General features: G+C 68.7%; 17 protein-coding genes. 11 read left to right on the top strand and 6 right to left on the bottom strand.

Annotated features, from left to right (window positions below):
- Window positions 1-364: 364 nt before the first annotated feature.
- The 4 genes from L1Z78_RS11235 to L1Z78_RS11220 all read left to right on the top strand — a co-directional run bounded on the left by L1Z78_RS11235 (window position 365) and on the right by L1Z78_RS11220 (window position 5,129).
- Window positions 365-1,906 carry a response regulator gene (locus L1Z78_RS11235; protein ID WP_234641568.1) on the top strand — a complete coding sequence of 514 codons (1,542 nt, stop codon included), beginning with the start codon at window positions 365-367 and terminating at the stop codon, window positions 1,904-1,906.
- Between the two features lie 13 nt (window positions 1,907-1,919).
- A complete protein-coding gene (locus tag L1Z78_RS11230; RefSeq protein ID WP_234641567.1) occupies window positions 1,920-3,218 on the top strand; it encodes a Zn-dependent hydrolase in 1,299 nt (432 codons plus the stop codon).
- Between the two features lie 271 nt (window positions 3,219-3,489).
- Entirely contained in the window at window positions 3,490-4,473 is a 984-nt protein-coding gene (locus L1Z78_RS11225) for a Bug family tripartite tricarboxylate transporter substrate binding protein (RefSeq protein ID WP_234641566.1), read from the top strand.
- A 143-nt stretch (window positions 4,474-4,616) separates the two neighbouring features.
- Window positions 4,617-5,129, top strand: a complete 513-nt coding sequence (locus L1Z78_RS11220; protein ID WP_234641565.1) for a bacteriohemerythrin — start codon at window positions 4,617-4,619, stop codon at window positions 5,127-5,129.
- 63 nt (window positions 5,130-5,192) lie between these two features.
- On the opposite strand, the gene L1Z78_RS11215 is transcribed toward L1Z78_RS11220, so the two are convergent.
- The 3 genes from L1Z78_RS11215 to pobA form a co-directional block, all read right to left on the bottom strand.
- Window positions 5,193-5,630 (bottom strand): universal stress protein, encoded by a 438-nt coding sequence (locus tag L1Z78_RS11215; protein ID WP_234641564.1) that lies wholly within the window; start codon window positions 5,628-5,630, stop codon window positions 5,193-5,195.
- Window positions 5,631-5,790: 160 nt separating this feature from the next.
- Window positions 5,791-6,564 carry a 2OG-Fe dioxygenase family protein gene (locus L1Z78_RS11210; RefSeq protein WP_234641563.1) on the bottom strand — a complete coding sequence of 258 codons (774 nt, stop codon included), beginning with the start codon at window positions 6,562-6,564 and terminating at the stop codon, window positions 5,791-5,793.
- 110 nt (window positions 6,565-6,674) lie between these two features.
- Window positions 6,675-7,850, bottom strand: coding sequence for a 4-hydroxybenzoate 3-monooxygenase (gene pobA / locus L1Z78_RS11205; protein WP_234641562.1), 1,176 nt, complete (start codon window positions 7,848-7,850; stop codon window positions 6,675-6,677).
- 168 nt (window positions 7,851-8,018) lie between these two features.
- On the opposite strand from pobA, the gene L1Z78_RS11200 reads away from it, so the two are divergent.
- Window positions 8,019-8,801 carry an IclR family transcriptional regulator domain-containing protein gene (locus tag L1Z78_RS11200; RefSeq protein ID WP_234641561.1) on the top strand — a complete coding sequence of 261 codons (783 nt, stop codon included), beginning with the start codon at window positions 8,019-8,021 and terminating at the stop codon, window positions 8,799-8,801.
- Between the two features lie 13 nt (window positions 8,802-8,814).
- Here the strand turns inward: L1Z78_RS11200 and L1Z78_RS11195 are convergent, their stop codons facing one another.
- Window positions 8,815-9,726: a LysR family transcriptional regulator gene (locus L1Z78_RS11195; protein WP_234641560.1), complete on the bottom strand. Its 912-nt coding sequence runs from the start codon at window positions 9,724-9,726 to the stop codon at window positions 8,815-8,817.
- Between the two features lie 218 nt (window positions 9,727-9,944).
- Here L1Z78_RS11195 and L1Z78_RS11190 point away from each other — a divergent pair, with 218 nt between their 5' ends.
- The gene (locus tag L1Z78_RS11190) at window positions 9,945-10,940 is read left to right on the top strand and encodes a Bug family tripartite tricarboxylate transporter substrate binding protein (protein ID WP_234641559.1); all 996 of its coding nucleotides are present in this window, start codon (window positions 9,945-9,947) and stop codon (window positions 10,938-10,940) included.
- Between the two features lie 75 nt (window positions 10,941-11,015).
- Here the strand turns inward: L1Z78_RS11190 and L1Z78_RS11185 are convergent, their stop codons facing one another.
- Both L1Z78_RS11185 and L1Z78_RS11180 read right to left on the bottom strand, forming a co-directional pair.
- Window positions 11,016-12,155 (bottom strand): DSD1 family PLP-dependent enzyme, encoded by a 1,140-nt coding sequence (locus L1Z78_RS11185; protein ID WP_234641558.1) that lies wholly within the window; start codon window positions 12,153-12,155, stop codon window positions 11,016-11,018.
- Between the two features lie 17 nt (window positions 12,156-12,172).
- Entirely contained in the window at window positions 12,173-12,577 is a 405-nt protein-coding gene (locus tag L1Z78_RS11180) for a GFA family protein (RefSeq protein WP_267967006.1), read from the bottom strand.
- Between the two features lie 95 nt (window positions 12,578-12,672).
- Here L1Z78_RS11180 and L1Z78_RS11175 point away from each other — a divergent pair, with 95 nt between their 5' ends.
- From L1Z78_RS11175 to L1Z78_RS11155, 5 genes are all read left to right on the top strand, one after another.
- Window positions 12,673-13,212 (top strand): DUF6886 family protein, encoded by a 540-nt coding sequence (locus L1Z78_RS11175; RefSeq protein ID WP_234641556.1) that lies wholly within the window; start codon window positions 12,673-12,675, stop codon window positions 13,210-13,212.
- A gap of 306 nt (window positions 13,213-13,518) precedes the next feature.
- Window positions 13,519-17,595 carry a TOMM system kinase/cyclase fusion protein gene (locus L1Z78_RS11170; RefSeq protein WP_234641555.1) on the top strand — a complete coding sequence of 1,359 codons (4,077 nt, stop codon included), beginning with the start codon at window positions 13,519-13,521 and terminating at the stop codon, window positions 17,593-17,595.
- A gap of 17 nt (window positions 17,596-17,612) precedes the next feature.
- Entirely contained in the window at window positions 17,613-18,398 is a 786-nt protein-coding gene (locus L1Z78_RS11165; RefSeq protein ID WP_234641554.1) for a BMA_0021/BMA_0022 family TOMM bacteriocin, read from the top strand.
- 7 nt (window positions 18,399-18,405) lie between these two features.
- Entirely contained in the window at window positions 18,406-19,242 is an 837-nt protein-coding gene (locus tag L1Z78_RS11160; protein ID WP_234641553.1) for a class I SAM-dependent methyltransferase, read from the top strand.
- The gene (locus tag L1Z78_RS11155) at window positions 19,235-21,436 is read left to right on the top strand and encodes a TOMM precursor leader peptide-binding protein (protein ID WP_234641552.1); all 2,202 of its coding nucleotides are present in this window, start codon (window positions 19,235-19,237) and stop codon (window positions 21,434-21,436) included. The genes L1Z78_RS11160 and L1Z78_RS11155 overlap by 8 nt, the downstream gene beginning before the upstream one ends.
- Window positions 21,437-21,465: the final 29 nt, after the last annotated feature.

The raw sequence follows: 21,465 nt of genomic DNA, 5'->3' as shown, positions 1-21,465 counted from the left end.
GCAAGATGCCATTTCTCCGACAGTGCATGTGGCCGCACGCACATAAGGTGAGGGCAGTATGTCGCCAACGCCGCAACGCAAGGAGCCCGCAAGCCATGATCCATCACCCGCCCCTGCCTCCCGGTACGCCTGAAGCCCCGCGACGGCCACCCGGGCCCCCGCCACCACCGGACCCGGCGGATCCCGACGACCCGATGCAGCCCCCTCCCCACCCCATCGACCCGCCTGCAACGGCGCCGCCCATCAGCTTGCCGCCCGATCCCGAGAGACCGGGCGACACGTCCCGCACAGATGCCGGGGTCAGCGCGTGACACCCGAACCGCGCCCCGGCTTCCTGCCCGCGCGCGCAGAGAGGACGGCCCGCATGCGCGACAGAGCCGGTGGCCGGCCCGAAACGCCGCAGCAGGCCCGTGCGCGCATCCTGTGCGCCGACGGGAACGCCGACATGCGAGATCACATCTGCCAGTTGCTGTCGCCGCACTACGAGATCGAAACCGTGGCCGATGGCGAGGCAGCGCTGGCCCGCCTGCGCGTGCATCGCCCCGACCTGGTGCTGGTGGACATGGTGATTCCCGTGCTCGACGGCTTCGGTCTGCTGCAGGCCCTGCGCGCCGACGAGGGCACACACGCCCTTCCGGTGATCATGCTGTCCTCTCGAGCGGACGAGCAGGCACGCATGCAAGGCCTGCAGGCCGGCGCGGACGACTACCTCGTCAAGCCCTTTGCCGCGTGTGACCTGCTGGCCCGCGTCGAGGTCCATCTGCGCCTGGCGCAGCAGCGTACGGAGGCCAACCGCCGCAAGGACGAGTTCCTTGCCACACTGGCCCATGAACTGCGCAACCCGCTGGCGCCGATCAGCAACGGCCTGCAGGTGCTCAGGCGCATGGGAGGGCACAGCGAGGAAGCGCAGCGCAGCCACGCCATGCTCGAGCGCCAGGTCGCACACATGGTGCGCCTGGTGGACGATCTCCTGGAGATATCTCGGGTCTCCACGGGCAAGATCGAGTTGCGGCGCAAGCCCGTCAACCTCGCAGCGGTGCTGCAGACGGCCGTGGAGGCCTGCCGCGCGGCCATGGAGGACGCAGGCCACTACCTGAGCATCGACCTGCCGCCCGATCCGCTGTGGCTGGATGCCGATCCGGTTCGCCTGACCCAGGTTGTCTCCAACCTGCTGCACAACGCAGCCAAGTACACCGAGCCAGGCGGCCATGTGCGGCTGGCGACCTGGCGCGAGGACGCCTGTGCCGTGGTCTCGGTCAGCGACAACGGCATCGGCATTCCCGCGGCCATGCTGGAGCAGGTATTCGGCCTGTTCACGCAGCTGGACTGGGCAGAGAGGCCGCCCCAGGGCGGGCTGGGTATCGGCCTGACCCTGGTGCGCAGCCTCGTGCAGATGCATGGCGGCAGCGTGCATGCCCTCAGCGAGGGCCCCGGACTGGGCAGCGAATTCGTGGTGCGCCTGCCCCTGCCCGGCCGCACGGCTGCGGCCCCTCCTCCGCCACCGCCGCCAGGTGGGGCGACGGACAAGGCTCTGGGCCGCATCCTCGTCGTGGACGACAACGCGGATGCGGCCGACACCCTTGCCACCGTGCTGCGCCTTCTGGGCGCCGAGGTACGCATCGCCCATGACGGCCCGGGCGCATTGCGCGCCCAGGCCCACTGGCAGCCGCATGTGCTGTTGCTGGACATCGGCCTGCCCGGCATGGACGGATTGGAGGTCGCGCGCCGCATCCGCGGCACAGGTGCCGGCGCCCAGCCCGTGCTGATCGCGCTCACGGGCTGGGGTCAGCGGGAGGATCTGCGCCGCTCGCACGAGGCCGGCATGGACCACCACCTGGTCAAGCCCGTGGACATCGACGCGCTCGAGCAACTGCTGCAGGATCTGGCACAAGCTCGCCAGCGGTGACAATCACTGGCCTATGACCGCATCGAACGCACCGGCAGCCGCCCCATGCCTGCCCCCCATCAACGCAGAGCGCCTGTGGCGCCGCGTCGAGACCCTGTCCACCTTCACCCGCCCCGATGTCCCCTGGACACGCCGCGCCTTCTCGCCTGAATTCGACCAGGCCCGCGCCTGGCTGCGCGCCGAGTTCGAGGCGGCCGGCATGCAGGTCCGTCTCGACGAGGGCGGCAACCTCGTGGGCCGCTTGCCCGCCGCCGCCGGCTCCACCCCACGTGCCCCGATCTCCACGGGATCGCACTGCGACACGGTGATGATGGGCGGCCGCTTCGACGGCATCATCGGCGTGCTGGCCGGCATCGAGGTGGCCCACGCACTGCACGAGAGGGGCATAGCGCTCCAGCATCCGTTCGAGGTCATCGACTTCCTGTCCGAGGAGCCCAGCGACTACGGCATCTCCTGCATCGGCAGCCGCGCCCTGTCGGGCAAGCTGGACGCCACCATGCTGGCCGCACGCAATCCGCAGGGAGAGACCCTGGCCGAAGGCATGCGCCGCATCGGCGCCCGGCCCGAAGCCCTGGACCGCCCGCTGCGCGGTCCGAAAGGCACGGCAGCCTTCGTGGAACTGCACATCGAGCAAGGCCCGGTGCTGGAGCAGCGCGGCCTGCCCATCGGCGTGGTGACGAACATCGTCGGCATACGCCGTGTGCGTTTCACCGTGCACGGACAGGCCGATCACGCGGGCACCACGCCCATGAACATGCGCCAGGACGCCCTGGTGGGCGCGGCCCGCATCATCGACGCGGCCAGCCGCCGGGCCTCGGCGCTGCACGGGCATCCGCACTACGTGGTGGCCACGGTCGGCCGGCTTTCGCTCACGCCCAACGCCTCCAACGCCGTGCCCGGCCTGGTCGAGATGATGATGGAAGTGCGCAGCGACCACGCCGGCCTGCTGGACACCTTCCCCGAGCAATTGCTGGCCGAAGTCCTGCCCGGCCTCCAGGCCCTGCGCGTGCGCCTGGTGATGGACGAGGTGAGCCGCTCGCAGCCCACGGACTGCGCCGAGCCGGTCATGCAAGGCGTGGAGCAGGCCTGTGCCGAACTCGGCTATGCGCAGATGCGCATGCCCAGCGGCGCCGGGCACGACGCTGCCTACATGGCGTCCACCGGCCCCATGGGGATGATCTTCATTCCCTGCCTGCATGGCCGCAGCCACGCGCCCGAGGAATGGATAGAGCCGGCCCAGTTGCTGGACGGCACGCGCGTGCTGTACCAGACGGTGCGCGTGCTGGACCGGGCGCTGGCAGGCAGCACCTGAGCACCGCGGGGGTGCACGGGGCCGTGTGGCGAACGCGACGTGGCCAAGGCAGCAGGCCTAGAATACGCATCCACCTCACGGCGGGGCACAACCCCGGCCCTGGGTGCAAGCCCTTGTGGCGCACATTGCGGAAGTCCATATAAATTGTGGATTCCCAAGCAAGATGGCGGAAACACCCCCCCGATCATCGACAGCCCACGTCGCCCATGCGCTGCTGCCCTTGCGGCCCGGGCGCGGCACTGCCCCATCCGTCCCAGGAGTTTCTTTTTTCATGTTCCGCCCACTGATCACCTGCACCGCCTTGGCTGCCGCCATGGGCCTGAGCTTTTCCGCCGCCGCGCAAGCCCCGGCCGCCGACTATCCGAACAAGCCCGTGCGCATGATCGTTCCCTTCCCGCCCGGCGGCGGCACCGACATCCTCGCGCGCGTGGTCTCCAACAAGCTGACCGAAGTCAGCAAGTGGACCGTCGTGCCCGACAACCGTGCGGGCGCGGGCGGCACCATCGGCATCACCGAGGCCGCCAAGGCAGCGCCCACCGGCTACGACATGGTCATGGGCCAGAAGGACAACGTGGTCCTGGGCCCCTACCTCTACAAGAACCTGCCCTGGAACCCGGTCAAGGACCTGGTGCCCGTGGCCCATGTGGCCTACACGCCCATCGTGATCGCCACCGGCGTGAACTCGCCCTACAAGACGCTGGCCGACATCGTGGCGGCCGCAAGGCAGCATCCGGGCAAGGTCACCTATGGCTCGCCCGGCAACGGCACCAGCATCCACCTGTCCGGCGTGCTGCTGGAAAAGGCCGCGGGCATCCAGCTGGTACACGTGCCCTACAAGGGCTCCAATCCCGCGCTGATGGATGCGCTGGCGGGCAACGTGGACCTGCTCGTGTCCTCCGTGCCTTCGGCCATCGCGCAGATCAAGGCGGGCAAGCTGCGCGCCATCGCCGTGACCTCGGCCAGGCGTTCCTCCTCGCTGCCCGACACGCCCACGCTGGCCGAATCCGGGCTCAAGGGCTTTGACGTGAGCACCTGGTACGGCCTGTTCATGCCCAAGGGCACGCCCACGGCCATCGTGACCAAGGTCAATGCCGAAGTGAACAAGCTGCTGGCCATGCCCGAAGTGCGCGAGGCCATCCAGACCCAGGGCGCCGAGCCCCAGTCCATGACCGTGGCCGACTTCGACAAGATGTTCCAGACGGACTTCCGGCAGTCCAAACAGATCGTCGAGTCCTCGGGCGCCAAGATCGAGTGACGCACCGCTGCGGTGCGCGCGGCCCGCGCCCCTGCACCGCAGCACGACATGCATTGATGCAGATCAGGATGATCTGCATCAAGAAGCCATGTGACAGTCCCGTGAATACTCCTGCGGAAATACCCGAATTTCAGGAGAACGTCATGGCATTGCTGGTCTGGGTCCCCGAGCTGGACACCGGGATTGCAGAGATCGACCGGCAGCACCGCCGCATCGTCGACTACATCAACAAACTCTACGAGCTGCGCGCCTCGCCCGACCGCGAGGCCCTGGGCGATGTCATCGGCGAGATGATCGACTACACCGTCTCGCACTTCGTCTTCGAGGAAAGCCTGATCGAGAGCGCCGGATACATGTTCGCCGGACCGCACAAAAAGGTGCACGAGCTGTTCACCCGCCGCGTGATCGAGATGCAGACCCGCTTCGAAGCCGGCGAGGATGTTGCCGCCGAGCTGCACGGCATGCTCTCGCGCTGGCTGTTCAACCACATCCGCAACGAGGACTACGGCTACGTGGACTCGGCCAAGGCCTACCTTCGCATGGCGCGAGAGGCCAGCCCCGCGGCGGAAAAGGAGCGGCTCAAGGCCGAGGTCCTGCATGAGCTGGAACTGCAACGCAAGAAAAAGGGCTGGCTGGCACGGCTGCTCAACCGCTGAGAGGCAAGCCAGCAAGGAAAACGGCTCCCGCAGGAGCCGTTTGCACCTTGAAGGGGGCTGCGCCTACTCGCGCACCACCAACACGGGCACGCGCACGGCGCCCAGCACGCGCTGGGTCACGCTGCCCAGCATCAGCTTCTCCAGGCCCCGGCGGCCTTGCGAGCCCATGATGATCAGGTCCGCACCCGTGCTCTCCAGCACGCGCACGATGCCCTCATGCACCGCATGGCCCTCGCCGACCACGGTGGAGATGGCGACACCGGCGTCATCGCCGATCTTCTTGACGGCGTCCAGCGTGGTATTGGCCTCGGCCGTGGCCGCGCTCAGGTACTGCGACTGGCCGTAGGCGAAGTCGGCGCCCACGCCCGTGAACGGATAGGGGTCCACCACGTAGACCGCCGTCAGCGTGCTGCCAAAGGCCTTGGCCAGCTCCACGCCCTTGTGCACCGCCAGCATCGAGCTGTTGGAGCCGTCCACCGGAACCAGGATGTGCTTGAACATGCTTTTTCTCTCCTTCGTTTGCATGGCGGCTGCCGCAGGGCGCCAGGAGCCGCCGGGTCGATGAATCACAGTCTGCACCCATCATGCACCAGCGTCTTGATATGCATCAACGCTCGCTGCATCAGCGGCAGGCTTTCGGGACCACGGCTTACACGCGGAGTCAGTCCTGGTGCCGCCGGTCGAGCTCGGCGCCCTGGAAGCCCTTGCGGCGGTAGGTCAGCACCAACGTGTCGCGCACGCCGCCCGGGCGCTCGGGCTGTATGGGCGTGGTCTCGTGGATCATGCGTGCATCGTCCAGCAGCAGCACGGACCAGGGCTCGGTCAGCGTGAAACGCTGGCCGCTGGGGCCCGCCGCCTCGAAGATGCGTGTCTCGCCGCCCTTGACGCCTTCGCGCCCGACCAGGATCACGGCCACCAGATCCACGCCGTCGCGGTGCGCGCCCTCGGGCGTGGGCCGGCCGATGCCGTCGGCCGTGTCGATGCGGAACTGGTGGGATTCGATGAACCAGCGCTCATGCCCGCCCGGCGCGCAGAACACCTGGTCCGACAGGCCGGCCAGGGCCAGCAGCAGCCGGCTCCAGGTGGTGCTCTGCGCGGTCGCCTCGCGCATGGGCTCGAACATGCGCAGCATGCCGCCGTGCAGCGCGTTGTATTCCACGGGCTGCCAGTGGGCACGATGGGCCACCTGCGTCAGTTGCTCCTGCCCGGCGATGAAGCACGAATGCCGACGGCGGCGGTAGCGCCCGCCGTCCTTGAGGAAGGCATCGTGCGGCAACTGCGTCCAATCGGCCTGCAGTGCCTGCAGATCGGCCAGGGTCACGCCCGCCCAGGCCGCGAACTCATCGGGGCGCAGCACCGCGTAGCCGGCGTCGCGCAGCGACTGCGCTGCATTCTGGGGAGCGATATAGGGAGGGGGGAACGTGATGTGCGCCATAAGCCGCCAAGCTTACTCCTGGCGCACGGCCATTGCCGCGATCCGCGCTCGCAAATTTGCGCAATGCAGTGGCAACCGGATCGCATCAATGGCCGCGTGCAGCTAAGCCGTCAAACCAGTGGCAATCCCACGTAGTTCTCCGCCAGCGAGGTGGCACCGGCACGGGAGTGGACGATGTAATCCAGCTCTGCTTCCTGCACCTTGGCATCGAAGCTGCCCGCGTCAGGGAAGCGGTGCATCAGCGAAGTCATCCACCACGAGAAACGCTCGGCCTTCCAGACCCGGCGCAGGCACTGCTCGGAATAGCCGTCGATGCCGTCCTGCGCCTTGTCGCCGTAGTACTGGGCGAAGGCGCGCGACAGGTAGCCCACGTCCGAGGCAGCGAGGTTCAGGCCCTTGGCGCCCGTGGGCGGCACGATGTGGGCGGCGTCGCCGGCCAGGAACAGGCGGCCGAAGCGCATGGGTTCGGTCACGAAACTGCGCAGCGGGGCGATGCTTTTTTCCAGCGAGGGGCCGGTGACCAGGCGCTCGCGTGCCTCGGGATCGAGGCGCAGGCGCAGCTCGTTCCAGAAGGCCTCGTCGCTCCAGTCCTCGACCTTCTCGGTCAGCGGCACCTGCAGGTAGTAGCGGCTGCGCGTGGCGCTGCGCTGGCTGCACAGCGCGAAGCCACGCCCGGTCTGGGCATAGATCAGCTCATGCGAGACCGGGGGCGTATCCGAGAGCAGGCCCAGCCAGCCGAAGGGGTAGACCTTCTCGAAGGTACGCACCTTGTCCTTGGGCACGCTGGCGCGGCAGATGCCGTGAAAGCCGTCGCAGCCCGCGATGAAGTCGCAGTGCAGTTCATGGACCTGGCCGTCCTTTTCGTAGCGCACGACCGGACTGTCGCCATCGAAGTCCAGGGGCTGCACATTGGCGGCCTCGTAGACGGTGGTCAGGCCTTCGGCCGAGCGCACTTGCATCAGATCGCGCGTGACTTCGGTCTGGCCGTAGACCATGACGCGCTTGCCGCCCGTCAGGCCATGCAGGTCGATGCGGTGGCGCTGGCCGCCGAAGAGCAGTTCGATGCCGTCGTGCGGCAGGCCCTCGGCACGCATGCGGGCATCGGCCCCGGCCTGCTCCAGCAGATCCACGGTGACCTGCTCCAGCACCCCGGCGCGGATACGGCCCAGCACGTAGTCAGCGCTGCGCTGCTCGATGATGACGTTGTCTATGCCGGCGCGGTACAGCAACTGGCCGAGAAGCAGGCCGGCAGGGCCTGCACCGATGATGGCGACTTGGGTACGCATGGTTTTGCCTCCTTGTGCGTTGTTCGATGTCATGGCCGGTTCATGCCATGGCCTGGGCCCAAGACTAGTTTTGAGGCAGCGCAAAGGCGATAGCCCATGGACGCCGCTGCGCGGTCATCGCGCAATCTGCGCGACAATCGCGCATAACCTGCACATCCACCCTGCCCCATGAACGACCCCGTCCCCATCGCTCCCGATGACTTCATCGCCGGCCTGGCCAAGGGCCTGGCCGTGCTGGAGAGCTTCGATACCGAACGCCAGCGCCTGAATGCCACCATGGCGGCCGAGCGCTCGGGCATCACGCGCACTGCCGCGCGCCGGCACCTGCTGACGCTGGCCCACCTGGGCTACCTGGAGAGCGACGGCAGCCACTTCTGGCTGTCGCCCAAGGTGCTGCGGCTGTCGGGCAGCTATCTGGCCTCGTCGCGCCTGCCGCGTATCGTCCAGCCCGTGCTGTACCGCCTGGCCGCGCAGACCCAGCTGTCGTTTTCCTGCGTGGTGCGCGACGGCAACGAGGTGGTCATCGTCGCGCGCAGTGCCTTGCACGAGCGCGGCCAGCGCCTCATGGCCCACGGCCTGCACCTGGGCAGCCGGCTGCCGGCCCATGCGACCTCCACCGGCCGCGTGCTGCTGGCGGCGCTGGCGCCCCCCGACCTGGAGCAATGGCTGGCCTCGCATGCGCTGCGCCGTCTCACGGCCCATACCGTCACCGATGTGCAGGCCCTGCGCGAGGTGCTCGATGAGGTGCGCCGCCAGGACTTCTGCATCGCATTGGAGGAGCACGAACTGGCCGTGCAGGCCCTGGCCGTGCCGCTGCGCAACATGCAGGGCCATACCGTGGCCGCGCTCAATATCGTGACCTCACCGCAGCGCATGGATGCCGAGGCCATGGCCGCCGAGCTGCTGGCGCTGCTGCAGGAGGCGGCGCGGGAGCTGCGGCCGCTGCTGTAGGCCCTGCGGCCTGCTATGCGCCGCCCTGCTGCGGCGCGCAGACCTGCATGGCCAGCGCGCGCAGCGTCTCGGAGGTGCGGCGAATCAGGGGCGTGGCCTTTTTCTTGGCCGACTGCACCAGGCACAGGGCGCTCATCACATGGGGCGACTCGATGGGCACCTCGACCAGCTCGGCGTCGGTGGCATGACTGCGCATGGCGCTGTCCGTCAGGGCCGCGTAGCCGTAGCCGCCGCGCACCAGGTCCAGGATGGCGGGCACGCTGGAGACTTCCCAGACCACATTGAGCTTGACCTGGGACAGCGTGGCCTGCGCTTCCATGAGCTTGCGGAAGATCTGCCCCCGCTGCGGCATGATCAGCGGGAACTGCGACAGCTCGTCGAAGTGCACGCTGGCACGCCCCTTGAGGCCGCGCGCCGGGCCGATCAGGCACAGGCGCTCCTGCAGCACCGGCGTGACCTCGATGTGCGGATGCGGCTCGGGCGTGTAGACCAGGCCCAGGTCCATGCGGCCCGAGGTCAGCCATTCGGCGATGTTCATCGAGAACCCCTCGACCACGGCCAGCCGAGCCTTGGGCATCTCCTTGCTGAACACATCGATCAGCGGCAGCGTCAGGCGCCGCGCCAGGCTGGGCGGCAGGCCGACCACGATGCGGCCCACAGGCTCGTCACGCTGGCTGCCCAGGTCCTCCCGGGCCAGGGCCACGCGCTGCATGATGGCGTGGCCGTGCTCCAGAAGGCGCCGGCCCGCGTCGGTCAGGGTCACGCCGCGGCCCGTGCGGATCAGCAGCGTCTCGCGCAGCTCGGTCTCCAGCGCGCGCACCTGGCGGCTGAGCGCGGGCTGCGCCGTGTCCAGCAGCACGGCCGCCTTGCTGAAGCTGCCGGTCTCGGCCACATGTACGAAGGTCTCTATCTGCTGCAGGTTCATGCGTTTCGTCTCGTCTCCACCCATGCCATTTTGCTATAGCTGATAGCCGCAGTGCCCCCTAGGTGCTTTGCCATGAACTGCCACAATGCAGCGACTGGATCCTCCAGCCCGGCCGCGCGCAAGACGCGGAGCGGACACAAAAACCAAAGCGGCCCTTGCCCTTGCGGCATGAGGCCGCGGCGCCGAGCAAGCAACGATTGGTATATCCGGAGACAACCATGACCCATAGCATCACCCGCCGCCAGGCAGGCCTGGCTCTTGGAGCCCTGGCCCTGGGCGCCATGGCGCCCGCGCGCGCGCAGTCGGGCGCAGCCAACTGGCCCGCCAAGCAGGTTCGCATCATCAACCCCTTCCCCGTGGGCGGCGGACCCGACGGTACCTCGCGCCTGGTGGCCGACAAGCTGGCACGCCTGTGGAATCAGCCCGTCATCGTGGAAAACCGCCCGGGCGGCAACGGCTTCATCGCCATCGAGGCCTTCAAGCGCGGCGCCGCCGACGGCACGGACATCATCCAGCTGGACAACGTCCACCTGGCGGCCTATCCCCACCTGTTCAAGAAACTTCCCTACAGCATCGACAAGGACTTCGAGGTGGTGCTGCCGCTGTTCCGCACCTTCTTCTTCGTGTGCGTGCCGGTCAACAGCCCGTACAAGAGCATGAGCGACCTGATCGCCGACGCCAAGGCGCGGCCCGGCAAGCTCAACTACGGCTCGTGGTCCGTGGGCAACCCCGTGCACCTGGGCTCGGCCCTGCTGGAGTCGCTGACCGGCACGAAGATGGAGCATGTCATCTACAAGGAGACCAGCCAGCTCTATACCAGCGTGGCCACGGGTGAGCTGGCCTTCGCGCTGGGCTCCTCCGGCACGGCGGGCCCGCTGATGCGCTCGGGCAAGCTGCGCTTCCTCGCCGTGCTGGCTCCCCATCGCCTCAAGGGGTACGAGGATGTGCCGACGGTGGCTGAATCGGGCGGCCCGGCGGACGCCGTGGTCACGGGATGGAATGCCTTTGCCGTGTCCCGCTCCACGCCGCCGGCCGTGGTCGAGAAGATCCGCCAGGACACCATGAAGGCTCTGCGCGAGCCCGACGTACAGCCCAAGTTCCAGACCTTCGGCTATGAGAACTACTTCCCCACGCCCGAGGAATTCAAGGTCTTCATGGTCGAGGAGAACAAGCGCTTCGGCGACGTGATCCGCCGCGCAAAGATCGAGCTGTAGGCACCATCCGGCCGCCAGATCCGCCAAGCCGCCGCGCTGCAAGGCCGGCGGCTTTGCCACATGGCGGCACGGCCTTCAGCGCGACAGCCCGCGTGCCGCGATCGGCCAGATCTCCTGCACCACGCCGCCGCGCACCACGACCAGCACGTCATGCAGGTTGAAGGTGGGGTCCACATGCGAGGGGCGCAGCCGCAGCACGCTGCCCGGCATGGCAGCGGCGGTGGCACCGGGCTGCACACGGACCACGCTGTGCTCATCGTTGATGGCCACGCAATGCAGGCCGGGAGCATCGAGCACGCTGGGCGGCCCGCATTCGGCGGAGGTGGACTTCAGGCCCGCATCGAGGATGGCGCGGTCGGGCGCGGGCCGGCTCATCACCGTGGACACGAGAAAGAGGCTGTCCTCGAAGGCCAGCGCACCACCCCACTCGTTGGCGCCATAGTCGCCATCCATGAAGGCATAGGAGCCTGGCTGCAGCTCGGTGTAGACGCCGCTGGCGGCGTCGAACTCCACGCTGCCCGTGCCACCGCCGGTGATGGTGGCGCAAGCGATGCCATGCCCGCGCAGCCATTGCGCGCAGGCCGCCGCCCTGTCTGCCGCTTCACGGCACACGCGCTGACGCTCCTCGCGGCTGCGCAAATGCTGCACCGTGCCGTGATAGGCCTGCAGGCCCGCGAACCGCAGGCCCGGCAGTTCCTGCGCCAGGCGCGCCAGCGCCAGCACCTGCCCGGGGTCGGAGATGCCGCAGCGCCCCTGCCCCACATCGATCTCGACCAGCACATCCAGCTGCACGCCGGCACGCGACATGGCCTCGGACAGCTGGGCCAGGTTACCCGCGTCGTCCACGCACACCGCCATGCGGGCATGGCCCGCCAGGCGGGCCAGCAGCGCGATCTTGGCTGGCCCCACGACCTCGTTGCTGATCAGGATGTCACGCACGCCGGCCGCCACGAAGGGCACGGCCTCGCTCACCTTCTGGCAGCAGATGCCGCGCGCACCCCGGGCCAGCTGGCGCAGGGCGATCTGCGGGCATTTGTGGGCCTTGGCATGGGGACGCAGCGCCACGCCATGGCGGTCGGCCCAGTCCTGCATGGCCCGCAGATTGGCCTCGAAGGGCGCAAGGTCCAGCACCAGGCTGGGGGTGTCGATGGCCTGGACGGTATCGCCGGGCCGGGCGGCGGGCACGGCGGCCAGGGTGCCGACTTCATCGGACATGTCCTGTCTCCTGTCGCTCATGCCTGCGGCGGCGCGTACTGGGCGATGACCTCGGCCTCGGTCATGGTGGGCGTCTGGTTGGCGAAGTCGTAGTAGGCGGGCTTCTTGTCGATGTAGATCTGGCTGGCCAGCTCGAAATCCTGGGTCTCGAAGGCCCCTGCCGGCATGAAGTACTCGCCCGTCGCATGCAGCCTGTAATAGAGATGCGTGCCGCACTGCTTGCAGAAGGCACGCTCGGCCCATTCGGAGGACGCATAGACACCGATCTGCTCCTGCCCGCCGAAACGCACATCCGGGCCGCAGTGCACGGTCAGCATGGGACCACCGCCCCAGCGCCTGCAGCTGCCGCAATGGCACGCCCCGATCTCACGGGTCTTGGGAGAGACAAAACTGACTGCGCCGCAAAGACAATGACCGTTCATGGTGCATGGACCTTTCTGTGTGGATGGAACCTGTAAATAACCACAGGTGCCGCGCATCATAGGCCATGGCGCCGCAGCTGCATACACTGCCCGCCATGCAACTGTTCCATTTCAGTGAGGACGGGGATATCCGCCAGTTCATCCCGCGCCCCGTGCTACAGCCCGCACGACGCCGTCCAGGCCAGGAGTGGCTCAACGGCCCCCTGGTCTGGGCCATCGACCAGGACCACCAGCGCCTGTATCTGTTCCCCCGGGAATGCCCGCGCATCGTCGTGTGGCCGCACGGCCGCAGCACGCCCGAGGACCGCAACCGCTGGCTGGCCGGCCTGCCGCCCGGCATGTCCGCCGTGGCCTGGGTGGAAACCGCCTGGGCACAGCGTCTGCAGGCAGCCCATATCCACCGCTACGAGCTGCCTGCGCAGGCTTTCGAGAGCATCGGGGATGCCGGCATGTTCGTGAGCCGGCAGGCCGTGCATCCGCTGCGCCGCAATACGCTGACCGACCTGCCGCAGGCCCTGGCCCGCTGCGGCACCCAACTGCGCATCGTCGATTCGCTGGCCGGTTTGCGCGGCATCTGGGACAGTTCACTGCACGCCAGCGGCATACGCCTGCGCAATGCGGCGGGCTGGAGCTGAGGCGCTCCCGGGCCGGCCGGCCCGTGCTTCAGGATGGTCCACCGTGCCGGCAGGCATCCTGCCAGAGATCCGGGCCGCTGCGGGCACTGTGCCCTGAAGGGCACCTGATGCGGACGCCGTCCCGGAGCGATGGCATGCCCTCTCGAAGCTCCCCGGCACAGCCTCCTGCCCGGGCGAAAATTCGATGGGCGGCCGGGCTCGTAAGTTATAGTGACGAAAGGTATCAAAAACGCAGTCCAACTGCCGATAAATCGACGAACGGATACCGTCAGGAGGAGTGACGACGTCCCCCCAACAGAGGCCGAAATGCAGGATGCCATCACCAACCCCACGCAATCAGCGTTGTCCCGACCGGCGCAGGCCCGGCTGGTGATCCCGGACTATGAGTTGCTGGAAACACTGGGCTCGGGAGGCTACGGCACCGTGTACCGCGCACGGCACCTGCGCACGGGCGCATCGGTGGCCATCAAGGTCGTCAAGATCCAGCCCGGCGGCCGGCAGGTCGAGCGCTTTCACCGCGAGACCCAATTGTGCGCCGCGCTGCACCACCCCCATATCGTCCAGCTGCTGGACAAGGGCGAGCAGGGCGACAGCGTCTACGGCGTCTTCGAATATGTGCCGGGCGAGACCCTCAAGAGCCTCCTGCGCCGCCAGGGGGCGCTGAGCGCCTCGGAAACCGGCCGTCTCATGGCCCAGGTGCTGGACGCGCTCGATTGCGCGCACGCCGCGGGCATCGTGCACCGCGATCTCAAGCCCGACAACGTGATGGTGACCTCCACCGGAGCGCTGCGGCACGCCATGGTGCTGGACTTCGGCATCGGTACCCTGCTGCCGCAGGTGCCGGATCCCCAGCAGTCCCAGCTGACGATGGGCGAAGAGTGCCTTGGAACCCCGGCCTACAGCGCACCCGAGCAATTGCGCGGCGAACCGCCAGGCACCCGCACCGATCTCTACGCCTGGGGCCTGATGTTCCTCGAATGCCTCACGGGCGTGCCCGCGGTGCAGGGGGCGTCGGCGGCCGAGATCGTGCACCTTCAGCTCAGCCCCCAGGAGGTGCCGCTGCCACCGGCCATTGCCACGCATGCGATCGCTCCCCTGCTGCGCAAGGCGCTCAAGAAGAAAGCCGCGGAGCGCAGCGCATCGGCAGCCTCCCTGCTGGGAGAGCTGCTGCGCGTGCGGCTCGACGACCTCGTGGGCACCCTGCCGGCGGCGGCGCAGCCGCACCACGACGACCTGGCGCGCACCGTGGCGACGACACGCGTCTTCTCCGAAATGCGCCAGCTCACCGTGCTGTGCTGCAGTGTCTCCATCTGGCCCGGCACCGACGCCGACGGCACCACCCAACGTCCTCCGCACCCCCTGGACATCGAGGGCATCGCGCTGCTGCAGCGCGAGGAGCTCGCGCTCTTCGCGGACACCGCGACACGACGCGGCGGCATGCTGGCGGGCACGCTGGGCGATCGCATGATCGTGCTGTTCGGCTATCCGCACAGCAGCGACACCGATGCCCGCCAGGCCGGCATGACGGCCCGGGAGCTGCTGGCCCTGAGCCGCAGCCGGTCCGGTGCCGTCGCCCAGATGCACGGCGTGCACCTGGGCATCCGCATGGGAATGCACACCGGCATGGCTGTCGTGGCCGGAGGCGAGACCCCGACGGGCCACGCCGTCAATGTGGCCATGCGGCTGGAGGCCGTGGCGGACACGGGGACCTTGCTGGCCAGCGACACCAGCTACCGGCTGCTGGCCCCGCATGCCAGTTTCGAAAAAGCCGGCAGCGTGCGCCTGCCGGGGCAGCCCGCCGGCATACAGACCTACCGCCTGGACGAGGATGCCGCGCCGCAAGCGCCCTCGCCCGCGCCGGTGTCAGCACCACCGTGCGTCGGCCGCGAACCCGAGTTGCAGCGCCTGCAGGCGGCCTGGGCGCAGGCCTGCGAAAGCCGCGGGCAGGCCTTGTGGATACGCGGAGAGCCCGGCATCGGCAAGTCCTGCCTGGCCGACATGCTGCGCGTGCATGCCAGCAGACAGGGAGCGAAGGCCGTGGTCGTGCAATGCCAGCCCGAGCACCGCAATACCGCGCTCACGCCCTTCCTGGGACTGATACGCCAGCGTCTGGAGGCCGCCCCTTCTCAGGACCACCGCAAGCTGCTGCACCAGGCCCTTCAGGCCGCCGGCTGCGATGCGGATGCGGCACTGCCCATCCTGTGCACCTGGCTGTCACTGCCCCTGGGCGACTGCGAGCCCAGCCGCGCCTCCGCCGTGATGCAAAGGGCACTGCTGCTGCAGTCGGCCGCGCAATGGCTGCTGCACATGGCCATGTCCGGGCCTTTGCTGCTGGTGGTCGAGGATGTGCACTGGGCCGACCCCACCAGCATCGAACTCATCGAGCAGCTGGTGGCACGCCTGTCCCGACGGCGCGTGCTTCTGGTGCTGACCGCCCGCCCCCAGTGGAAGCCACCGAAAGGGCTTCCCGCCGACTGCCTGGACCTGCGGCGGCTGGAGGATGCACAGGCCACCGAGCTGGTACGCCAGGTGCTGGCCCCGCACAAGGTCAGCGCCGCCGTGGTCCGCCACGTGGTCGACCGTACCGACGGCGTACCGCTGTTCATCCAGGAAATGGGCCGCATGCTGCTGGACGCCTACCTGGTGGACAAGGATGGTGTCTGGGACTTCCGCAACACGCAGCAGCCCGCGGCCATTCCGCTGACGCTGCGCGACTCGCTGGTCAGCCGCTTCGACCGGATAGGACCGCTCAAGCCCCTGCTGCAGCTGGCCGCCACGATCGGCCGGCAGTTCGAGGTCGGACTGCTGAGCGCCTGCGCGGGGCGCCCGCGCAGTTCGGTCGAGCAGGAGCTGGCGGCGCTGGGTGAAGCCGGGCTCATCGTTCCCGCGCCCCTGTCCAAGGCGGGAACCTTCATGTTCCGCCACGCGCTGATCCGCGACACCGCCTATGAATGCATGCTGGTGTCGCAACGGCGGCTCATGCACCGTGAAGTCGCCCAGGCCCTGCTGCGCAACTACCCCGACCAGCTGGTGGCGGAGCCCGCCAGCGTCGCCCAGCACTGGGCGGATGCGGGCGAGCATGCGCAGGCCGTACCCCATGCGGTGCAGCAGCTGCGCATCACCCAGCTGCGCTCCCTGAACGATGAAACCATCGCCTACGCGCGCCACATCGAGGACTGGCTGCACCAGTTGCCGGAGGCGGCACAGCGCGAGGCCCGGCTGGACGTGAATGGCTATGTGACCCAGGCGCTGATGAACACGCATGGCTGGGCACATGACCAGGTGGTGGAGCGCATCGCCCTGTCGCAGGACCTGCTCAACGACTACGACGCCCACCCCGCACCGCATGGAACGCCCGGCACCGCGCCGGGCCCGGACTCCGTGGCCATCCACAAGCAGGTGCAGCACCTGTGGATGCTCATCACCTACCACCATGTGGCCAGCAACCGCTCGGAAGTGCGGCGACTGAGCCAGCGCCTGCTCGGCCATGCGCAACAGCAGCACGACACCGGCGTGCTCGTGGCGGCGCAGACCTACCTGGGCCTGGCCCACTACTCCGACGGGCGCTTCGATCTGGCCGAGCACACGCTGACCGATGCCATCGGCCGGTACGACCCCGTGGCACATGCCCACCATGCGGCCGACTTCGGATTCGACACACGCGTCTGGGCCACTTGCGGACGCGCCCTGGTGCGCTGGTTCGCGGGCTTCGACCAGGCCGCCCAGGCCGATGCCGCCCAGGCCGTGCGCCTGGCGCACGAGGTCTCGCACATTCCTTCGCTGAGCATGGCACTGCTCTACCAGGCCCTGGGCCATCAGGCACGGAATGACCGTGGCAGCGCGCTGGCCACCACCGGGGAACTGCTGGACATCACGGCACGCTACGGACTGCCCGCCTTCACGGGCTACGCGCAGATCATCCGCTGCTGGGCCTCGGGCGACTGCGCGGACATCGCCAGCGCCGATGCCACGGCGCAACTGCTGTGGGACATGGGCTGCCGCTACTGCCAAAGCTACTACCGCTCCTTTGCGGCCGAGACGCTGGCGGCCCACCAGCGCTGGGACGAAGCCGTGGAACGACTGGACGAATGCCTGCGCCTGGCCGACAGGCTCGACGAACGGCTGCACAGCTGCGAGCTGCACCTGAAGAAGGCCCGCTGCCTGCAGGCCATGGGAGCCGATGCCGCGCGGGTGCAGGCCAGCCTGGTCCAGGCCGCCGACACCGCGCGGGCGGCCGGCAAATACCGAACCGAATACGAGGCGCTGTCCATGTCCCAGACCCTGGCAAGCGCCGGGCCGGACATGGACGCGCGCCTGCGTGAACTGGCCGCGCTGCGGCCGGAACTGTCCGTGCACCTGCCTGCGCAAGTGCATTTTTCTTGAATCGAGGATGCAGTCATATGACCACCCAGCTACAGAATGCCGAACCGTTGCTCGCCTTCCGCCTCGCCTATCTCCGGGCCATCGCCCGGTCCTGGCAGGATGACGCCTATCGCCGCGATCTGCTCGCACAGCGCGACATCCAGCCCATGCTGCACCGCGACTTCGGCCTTCCGACGCAGTGGCCGCAGGTCGATGTGTCGCTGTACCTGAGTGACGATCCGGCCATGCGCGCCGAGTGGAAGCCTGTGCTCACCTCCGGCTGGGTCGGTCCGGACGACGCCTTCGTCATCGTGCTGCCCCAGGCGCCCCAGACCCATGCCACCGAGGCACTGGCCGCCTACTACCAGCAGTTCCCCAACTTCATGGGCGTCAGCACCTCGTTCGAGCCTCAACAGGGCGGCATGCTCAGGGGTGCCCTGCCCACGGGACTGGGCATCCCCGGCGGTGGCCCGGACTCGCTGCTGGCCTTCGGCGGCGTGGTGCTGCGTGCCATCGCGCTGGCCTGGCAATCTCCCGAGTTCCATGAAGCCCTGACACGCAACGACGGTGCCGACAAGGCGCCCGTGCTCAGCCAATGGCTGGGCTACAACAACCCTTTCAACTTCCAGGTCCGCTTCGACATCGAGGAATCCTTCACCTGGGACGCGACACGTGGCCAGTGGAACCTCCAGCGCCCCGATGGCACGCCCATCAAGAACGGCATCGTGCTGAACTATCCGGTCGCCCCTGCGGAACAGGACATGCGGGCCATCGCGCTGACCTCGTACAACAACACGGGTGACGCCTATCCCTTCACCTGCTGACACGGTCATGCCGCAGCTGCAAGGCGCCACGGCGACCTTGCTGCTGACGCTTGCGGCGCGTGCGCGCGCCGCAACGCCCGGCGAGCAGGGCCTGGGCGAGCTGCCCGCCTTTGCCGACCCCGAGGCGCGCCGCATCCTGGCGGCGCTGCCTCCCGACACCCCGTCCTATGCGACCGATGCCGCCTTCGTGCGCGGCGTCGTGCTGCGTTCGCTGCTGTTCGACCGACTCGCAGTGGAGTTTCTCCATGCCCAGCCCGACAGCCTGTGCATCGCACTGGGCGCAGGCCTGTGCACGCGGCGCAGCCGCCTGGCCACCAGGGGGGTTGCCGCGCGCTGGCTGAACGTGGACCTGCCCGATGCCATCGCGCTGCGCGGGCAATGCATGGCCCCTTCGGATGAAGAGGCCCACCTGGCCTGCTCCATCCTCGATACCCGCTGGCTGGATGCCGCCGGCCTGCCGGGCAGGCAACCCGTGCTCGTGCTGCTGGAAGGCGTCTGCCCCTATCTTCCCCAGGAGCCGCTGCAGGCCATGCTTCACCAGTTGGCCGATCGCTTCGCGCGCCCCGGCAGCCCTGGTTGTACCGTGGTGCTGGACCATGTCCACCCCCTGCTCGCGCAACTGCCCATGCAGGTGGGCGGCATGCGGCTTCCCGTGGTCTCCGGCTTCAAGGACTCCACGCAGCTGGCAGGCCTGCATCCATCGATGCGGGTCGGCTTCGAAGAACATCCCTATGCCCGGTTCTCGCAGCAGCACCAGTTGTTCGAGACGGCCTTCCATGCCACGACCGGCCAGTATCCCTATGCCATCGTCCGCCTGGACATCGGGGGGCCGCCCCATGCCTGAGGCCACGGCCCCCGCCACCGCGCCATCTGCCACGCGCGCTCCCGCCACGGACCTGTTCTCCGACGCCTTGCGCTGGCACGAGAAATTCCTGCCGCCCGTGCTGCGCGACGGCCGGCTGCTGCTCGCGGGTGAGCGCGAGACGCTGGTGCTGGGCTCCGCCGGCGTGCTGGCACTGGATGCGCCCCTGCGCCAGGGCATGAGCCTGGCCGCGCATTGCGCCAGCACGCCCGGCGCCCCTGTGGCGCAGATGCTGCATGCGCTGGACGCACTGCTGCGCCAGGGCCTGGTCCAGCCTGTGGCGCAAGCGGGTGCAGGCGCCTATCTGCGCCCCGACTTCTCGGTGCCGCCGCTGCATGTCGAAGCATCTGGACAAGCCGATGCCATCGTGCTGACCCGTGCGCTGGACGGCGCGGCCGCGCGGGAATGGGCTGCGGCCCTGGCCCCGGGCCCCGCCACGGAAGCCGGTCTCACCGTCGTGTTCTGCGACGACTATCTGGACCCGCGCCTGGAAGCCATCGATGCCCGCCAGCGGGCCAGGGGCCGACCCTGGATGCTGGTCAGGCCCGCCGGCGAACAGGCCATGACCGGCCCCCTGTTCGCTGCGCCCGGACAGCAGGCGCCAGCCGCCTGCTGGCACTGCCTCGCCCATCGCTGGCGGCGCAACCACCCCGCCCGTGCCGCCAACTGCAGTCTGCATGGCAAGGACACCGTGGCGCCCCTGCACGCCCAGGCCGATCTCATCGCGGCCCGACTGAAGGAGCTGCTTGCCGTGGCCCGCCGCATGCTGGAAAGGCCCGGCGAGGCGCAGGCCGTCTGGAGCCTGGCGCCGATGCAGCGCCATCCTGTGATCACCCGACCTCAATGCCCGTGCTGCGGAACACCGGATCTGGTGGCCCGTCGCCAGCGCGATCCCATCAGGCCGTCGTCCCGGGCGCGGGCATCGCGGACCGATGGGGGCTGGCGCACCATGCAGGCATCGGCCACGATCGAGCGCCTGTCCGACCAGGTCAGCCCCCTGACTGGCGTGATCGCACGGGTGGTGCCGGTGAACACGCCGGCCGATGGCGGTCTCACGGTCTACCGCAGCGAGATCTCGCGCACCGCCGCGCCGCAGCCGGGTCTGTGGACACAGGCATGGACACAGCTGTGCCTGGGCAAGGGCCTGTCCGAGGCCCAGGCCCGCGCCAGCGCGATGTGCGAAGCCATCGAACGCTACACCGCCTTCCACCAGGGTGACGAAGCCGTGGTGATCGCACCCGCCGGCGAGCTGGACGCGCGCAGCATCGCCCCGGCCGCGCTGGCACGCTTCAGTGATCGCCAGAGATCGCGCCTTGGCACCGACAAACCCCCACATGCCGTGGCCGTACAGGAGAGCGGGCCTGCGCCCGAGCCCACCTGGTGGGCTCCCGCATGGTCCCTGAGCGCGGATGAGCGCTGCTATCTCCCGCTGGCCTTCTGCCTGGCCCATGCGCCGGCCGAAAGCCAGCACCACGTCAACTGGACCTCCAACGGCTGCGCGGCGGGCAACACCCTGGAGGAAGCCATCCTGCAAGGCTTCATGGAACTGGTCGAACGCGACGCCGCCGCCATCTGGTGGTATGGCCGGATCCGCAGGCCGGGCATCGCGCTGGAGGACGTTGCGGCCGAAAGCCGCCTGCGCCTGGAGCGCAGCTGCGGCCCGCAATGGACGTACTGGCTGCTCGACATCACGCATGACTTCGGCATCCCGGTGGTGGTGGCGGCAGGACGCCACGCCCCGGACGGCCAATGGGCCGTGGGCTTCGGCTGCAGCCTGGACCTCGGCCTGGCCTGCGAGCGCGCGCTGACCGAGATGAGCCAGCTGATCGCGGCGCAAAAGAGCTTCTCGGTGGACGGCGACCCGGCTTTCCTGCATCCGCTGGAGGACATCGATGCCCGTCCCCTCCAGACGGCACAGCCCGCAGCGCCACTGCCCATCGCCGAAGCCATCTCGCACTGCGTCGCCATCGCCGCCGGACTGGGGCTCGAAACCCTGGTGTACAACCATTCACGTCCCGATATTCCCCTGCACACGGTGAAGGTCGTCGTCCCCGGCCTGTGCCATATCTGGCCTGAACTGGGCAACCCGCGGCTGTACGATGTGCCCGTCGCGCTGGGCTGGCGCAGCGAACCGATGCAGGAATGCGATCTCAATCCCCAGGCGCTGTACGTCTGACCCTGGCAGGACGAGGGCCGCGCCGCCCC

The organism is Delftia tsuruhatensis (assembly GCF_903815225.1).
GTDB lineage: Bacteria > Pseudomonadota > Gammaproteobacteria > Burkholderiales > Burkholderiaceae_C > Comamonas > Comamonas tsuruhatensis_A.
Note: the sequence above shows the minus strand (reverse complement) of the source record. Positions and strands in the feature narration are given on the sequence as shown.

Excerpts from the sequence above, each read along its gene's own strand:
- L1Z78_RS11165 (WP_234641554.1), top strand. The coding sequence starts at position 17,613 with ATGACCACCCAGCTACAGAATGCCGAACCGTTGCTCGCCTTCCGCCTC.
- L1Z78_RS11180 (WP_267967006.1), bottom strand. The coding sequence starts at position 12,577 with ATGAACGGTCATTGTCTTTGCGGCGCAGTCAGTTTTGTCTCTCCCAAG.
- L1Z78_RS11190 (WP_234641559.1), top strand. The coding sequence starts at position 9,945 with ATGACCCATAGCATCACCCGCCGCCAGGCAGGCCTGGCTCTTGGAGCC.
- L1Z78_RS11170 (WP_234641555.1), top strand. The coding sequence starts at position 13,519 with ATGCAGGATGCCATCACCAACCCCACGCAATCAGCGTTGTCCCGACCG.
- L1Z78_RS11160 (WP_234641553.1), top strand. The coding sequence starts at position 18,406 with ATGCCGCAGCTGCAAGGCGCCACGGCGACCTTGCTGCTGACGCTTGCG.
- L1Z78_RS11210 (WP_234641563.1), bottom strand. The coding sequence starts at position 6,564 with ATGGCGCACATCACGTTCCCCCCTCCCTATATCGCTCCCCAGAATGCA.
- pobA (WP_234641562.1), bottom strand. The coding sequence starts at position 7,850 with ATGCGTACCCAAGTCGCCATCATCGGTGCAGGCCCTGCCGGCCTGCTT.
- L1Z78_RS11195 (WP_234641560.1), bottom strand. The coding sequence starts at position 9,726 with ATGAACCTGCAGCAGATAGAGACCTTCGTACATGTGGCCGAGACCGGC.
- L1Z78_RS11185 (WP_234641558.1), bottom strand. The coding sequence starts at position 12,155 with ATGTCCGATGAAGTCGGCACCCTGGCCGCCGTGCCCGCCGCCCGGCCC.
- L1Z78_RS11235 (WP_234641568.1), top strand. The coding sequence starts at position 365 with ATGCGCGACAGAGCCGGTGGCCGGCCCGAAACGCCGCAGCAGGCCCGT.
- L1Z78_RS11200 (WP_234641561.1), top strand. The coding sequence starts at position 8,019 with ATGAACGACCCCGTCCCCATCGCTCCCGATGACTTCATCGCCGGCCTG.
- L1Z78_RS11215 (WP_234641564.1), bottom strand. The coding sequence starts at position 5,630 with ATGTTCAAGCACATCCTGGTTCCGGTGGACGGCTCCAACAGCTCGATG.
- L1Z78_RS11155 (WP_234641552.1), top strand. The coding sequence starts at position 19,235 with ATGCCTGAGGCCACGGCCCCCGCCACCGCGCCATCTGCCACGCGCGCT.
- L1Z78_RS11225 (WP_234641566.1), top strand. The coding sequence starts at position 3,490 with ATGTTCCGCCCACTGATCACCTGCACCGCCTTGGCTGCCGCCATGGGC.
- L1Z78_RS11230 (WP_234641567.1), top strand. The coding sequence starts at position 1,920 with ATGACCGCATCGAACGCACCGGCAGCCGCCCCATGCCTGCCCCCCATC.
- L1Z78_RS11220 (WP_234641565.1), top strand. The coding sequence starts at position 4,617 with ATGGCATTGCTGGTCTGGGTCCCCGAGCTGGACACCGGGATTGCAGAG.
- L1Z78_RS11175 (WP_234641556.1), top strand. The coding sequence starts at position 12,673 with ATGCAACTGTTCCATTTCAGTGAGGACGGGGATATCCGCCAGTTCATC.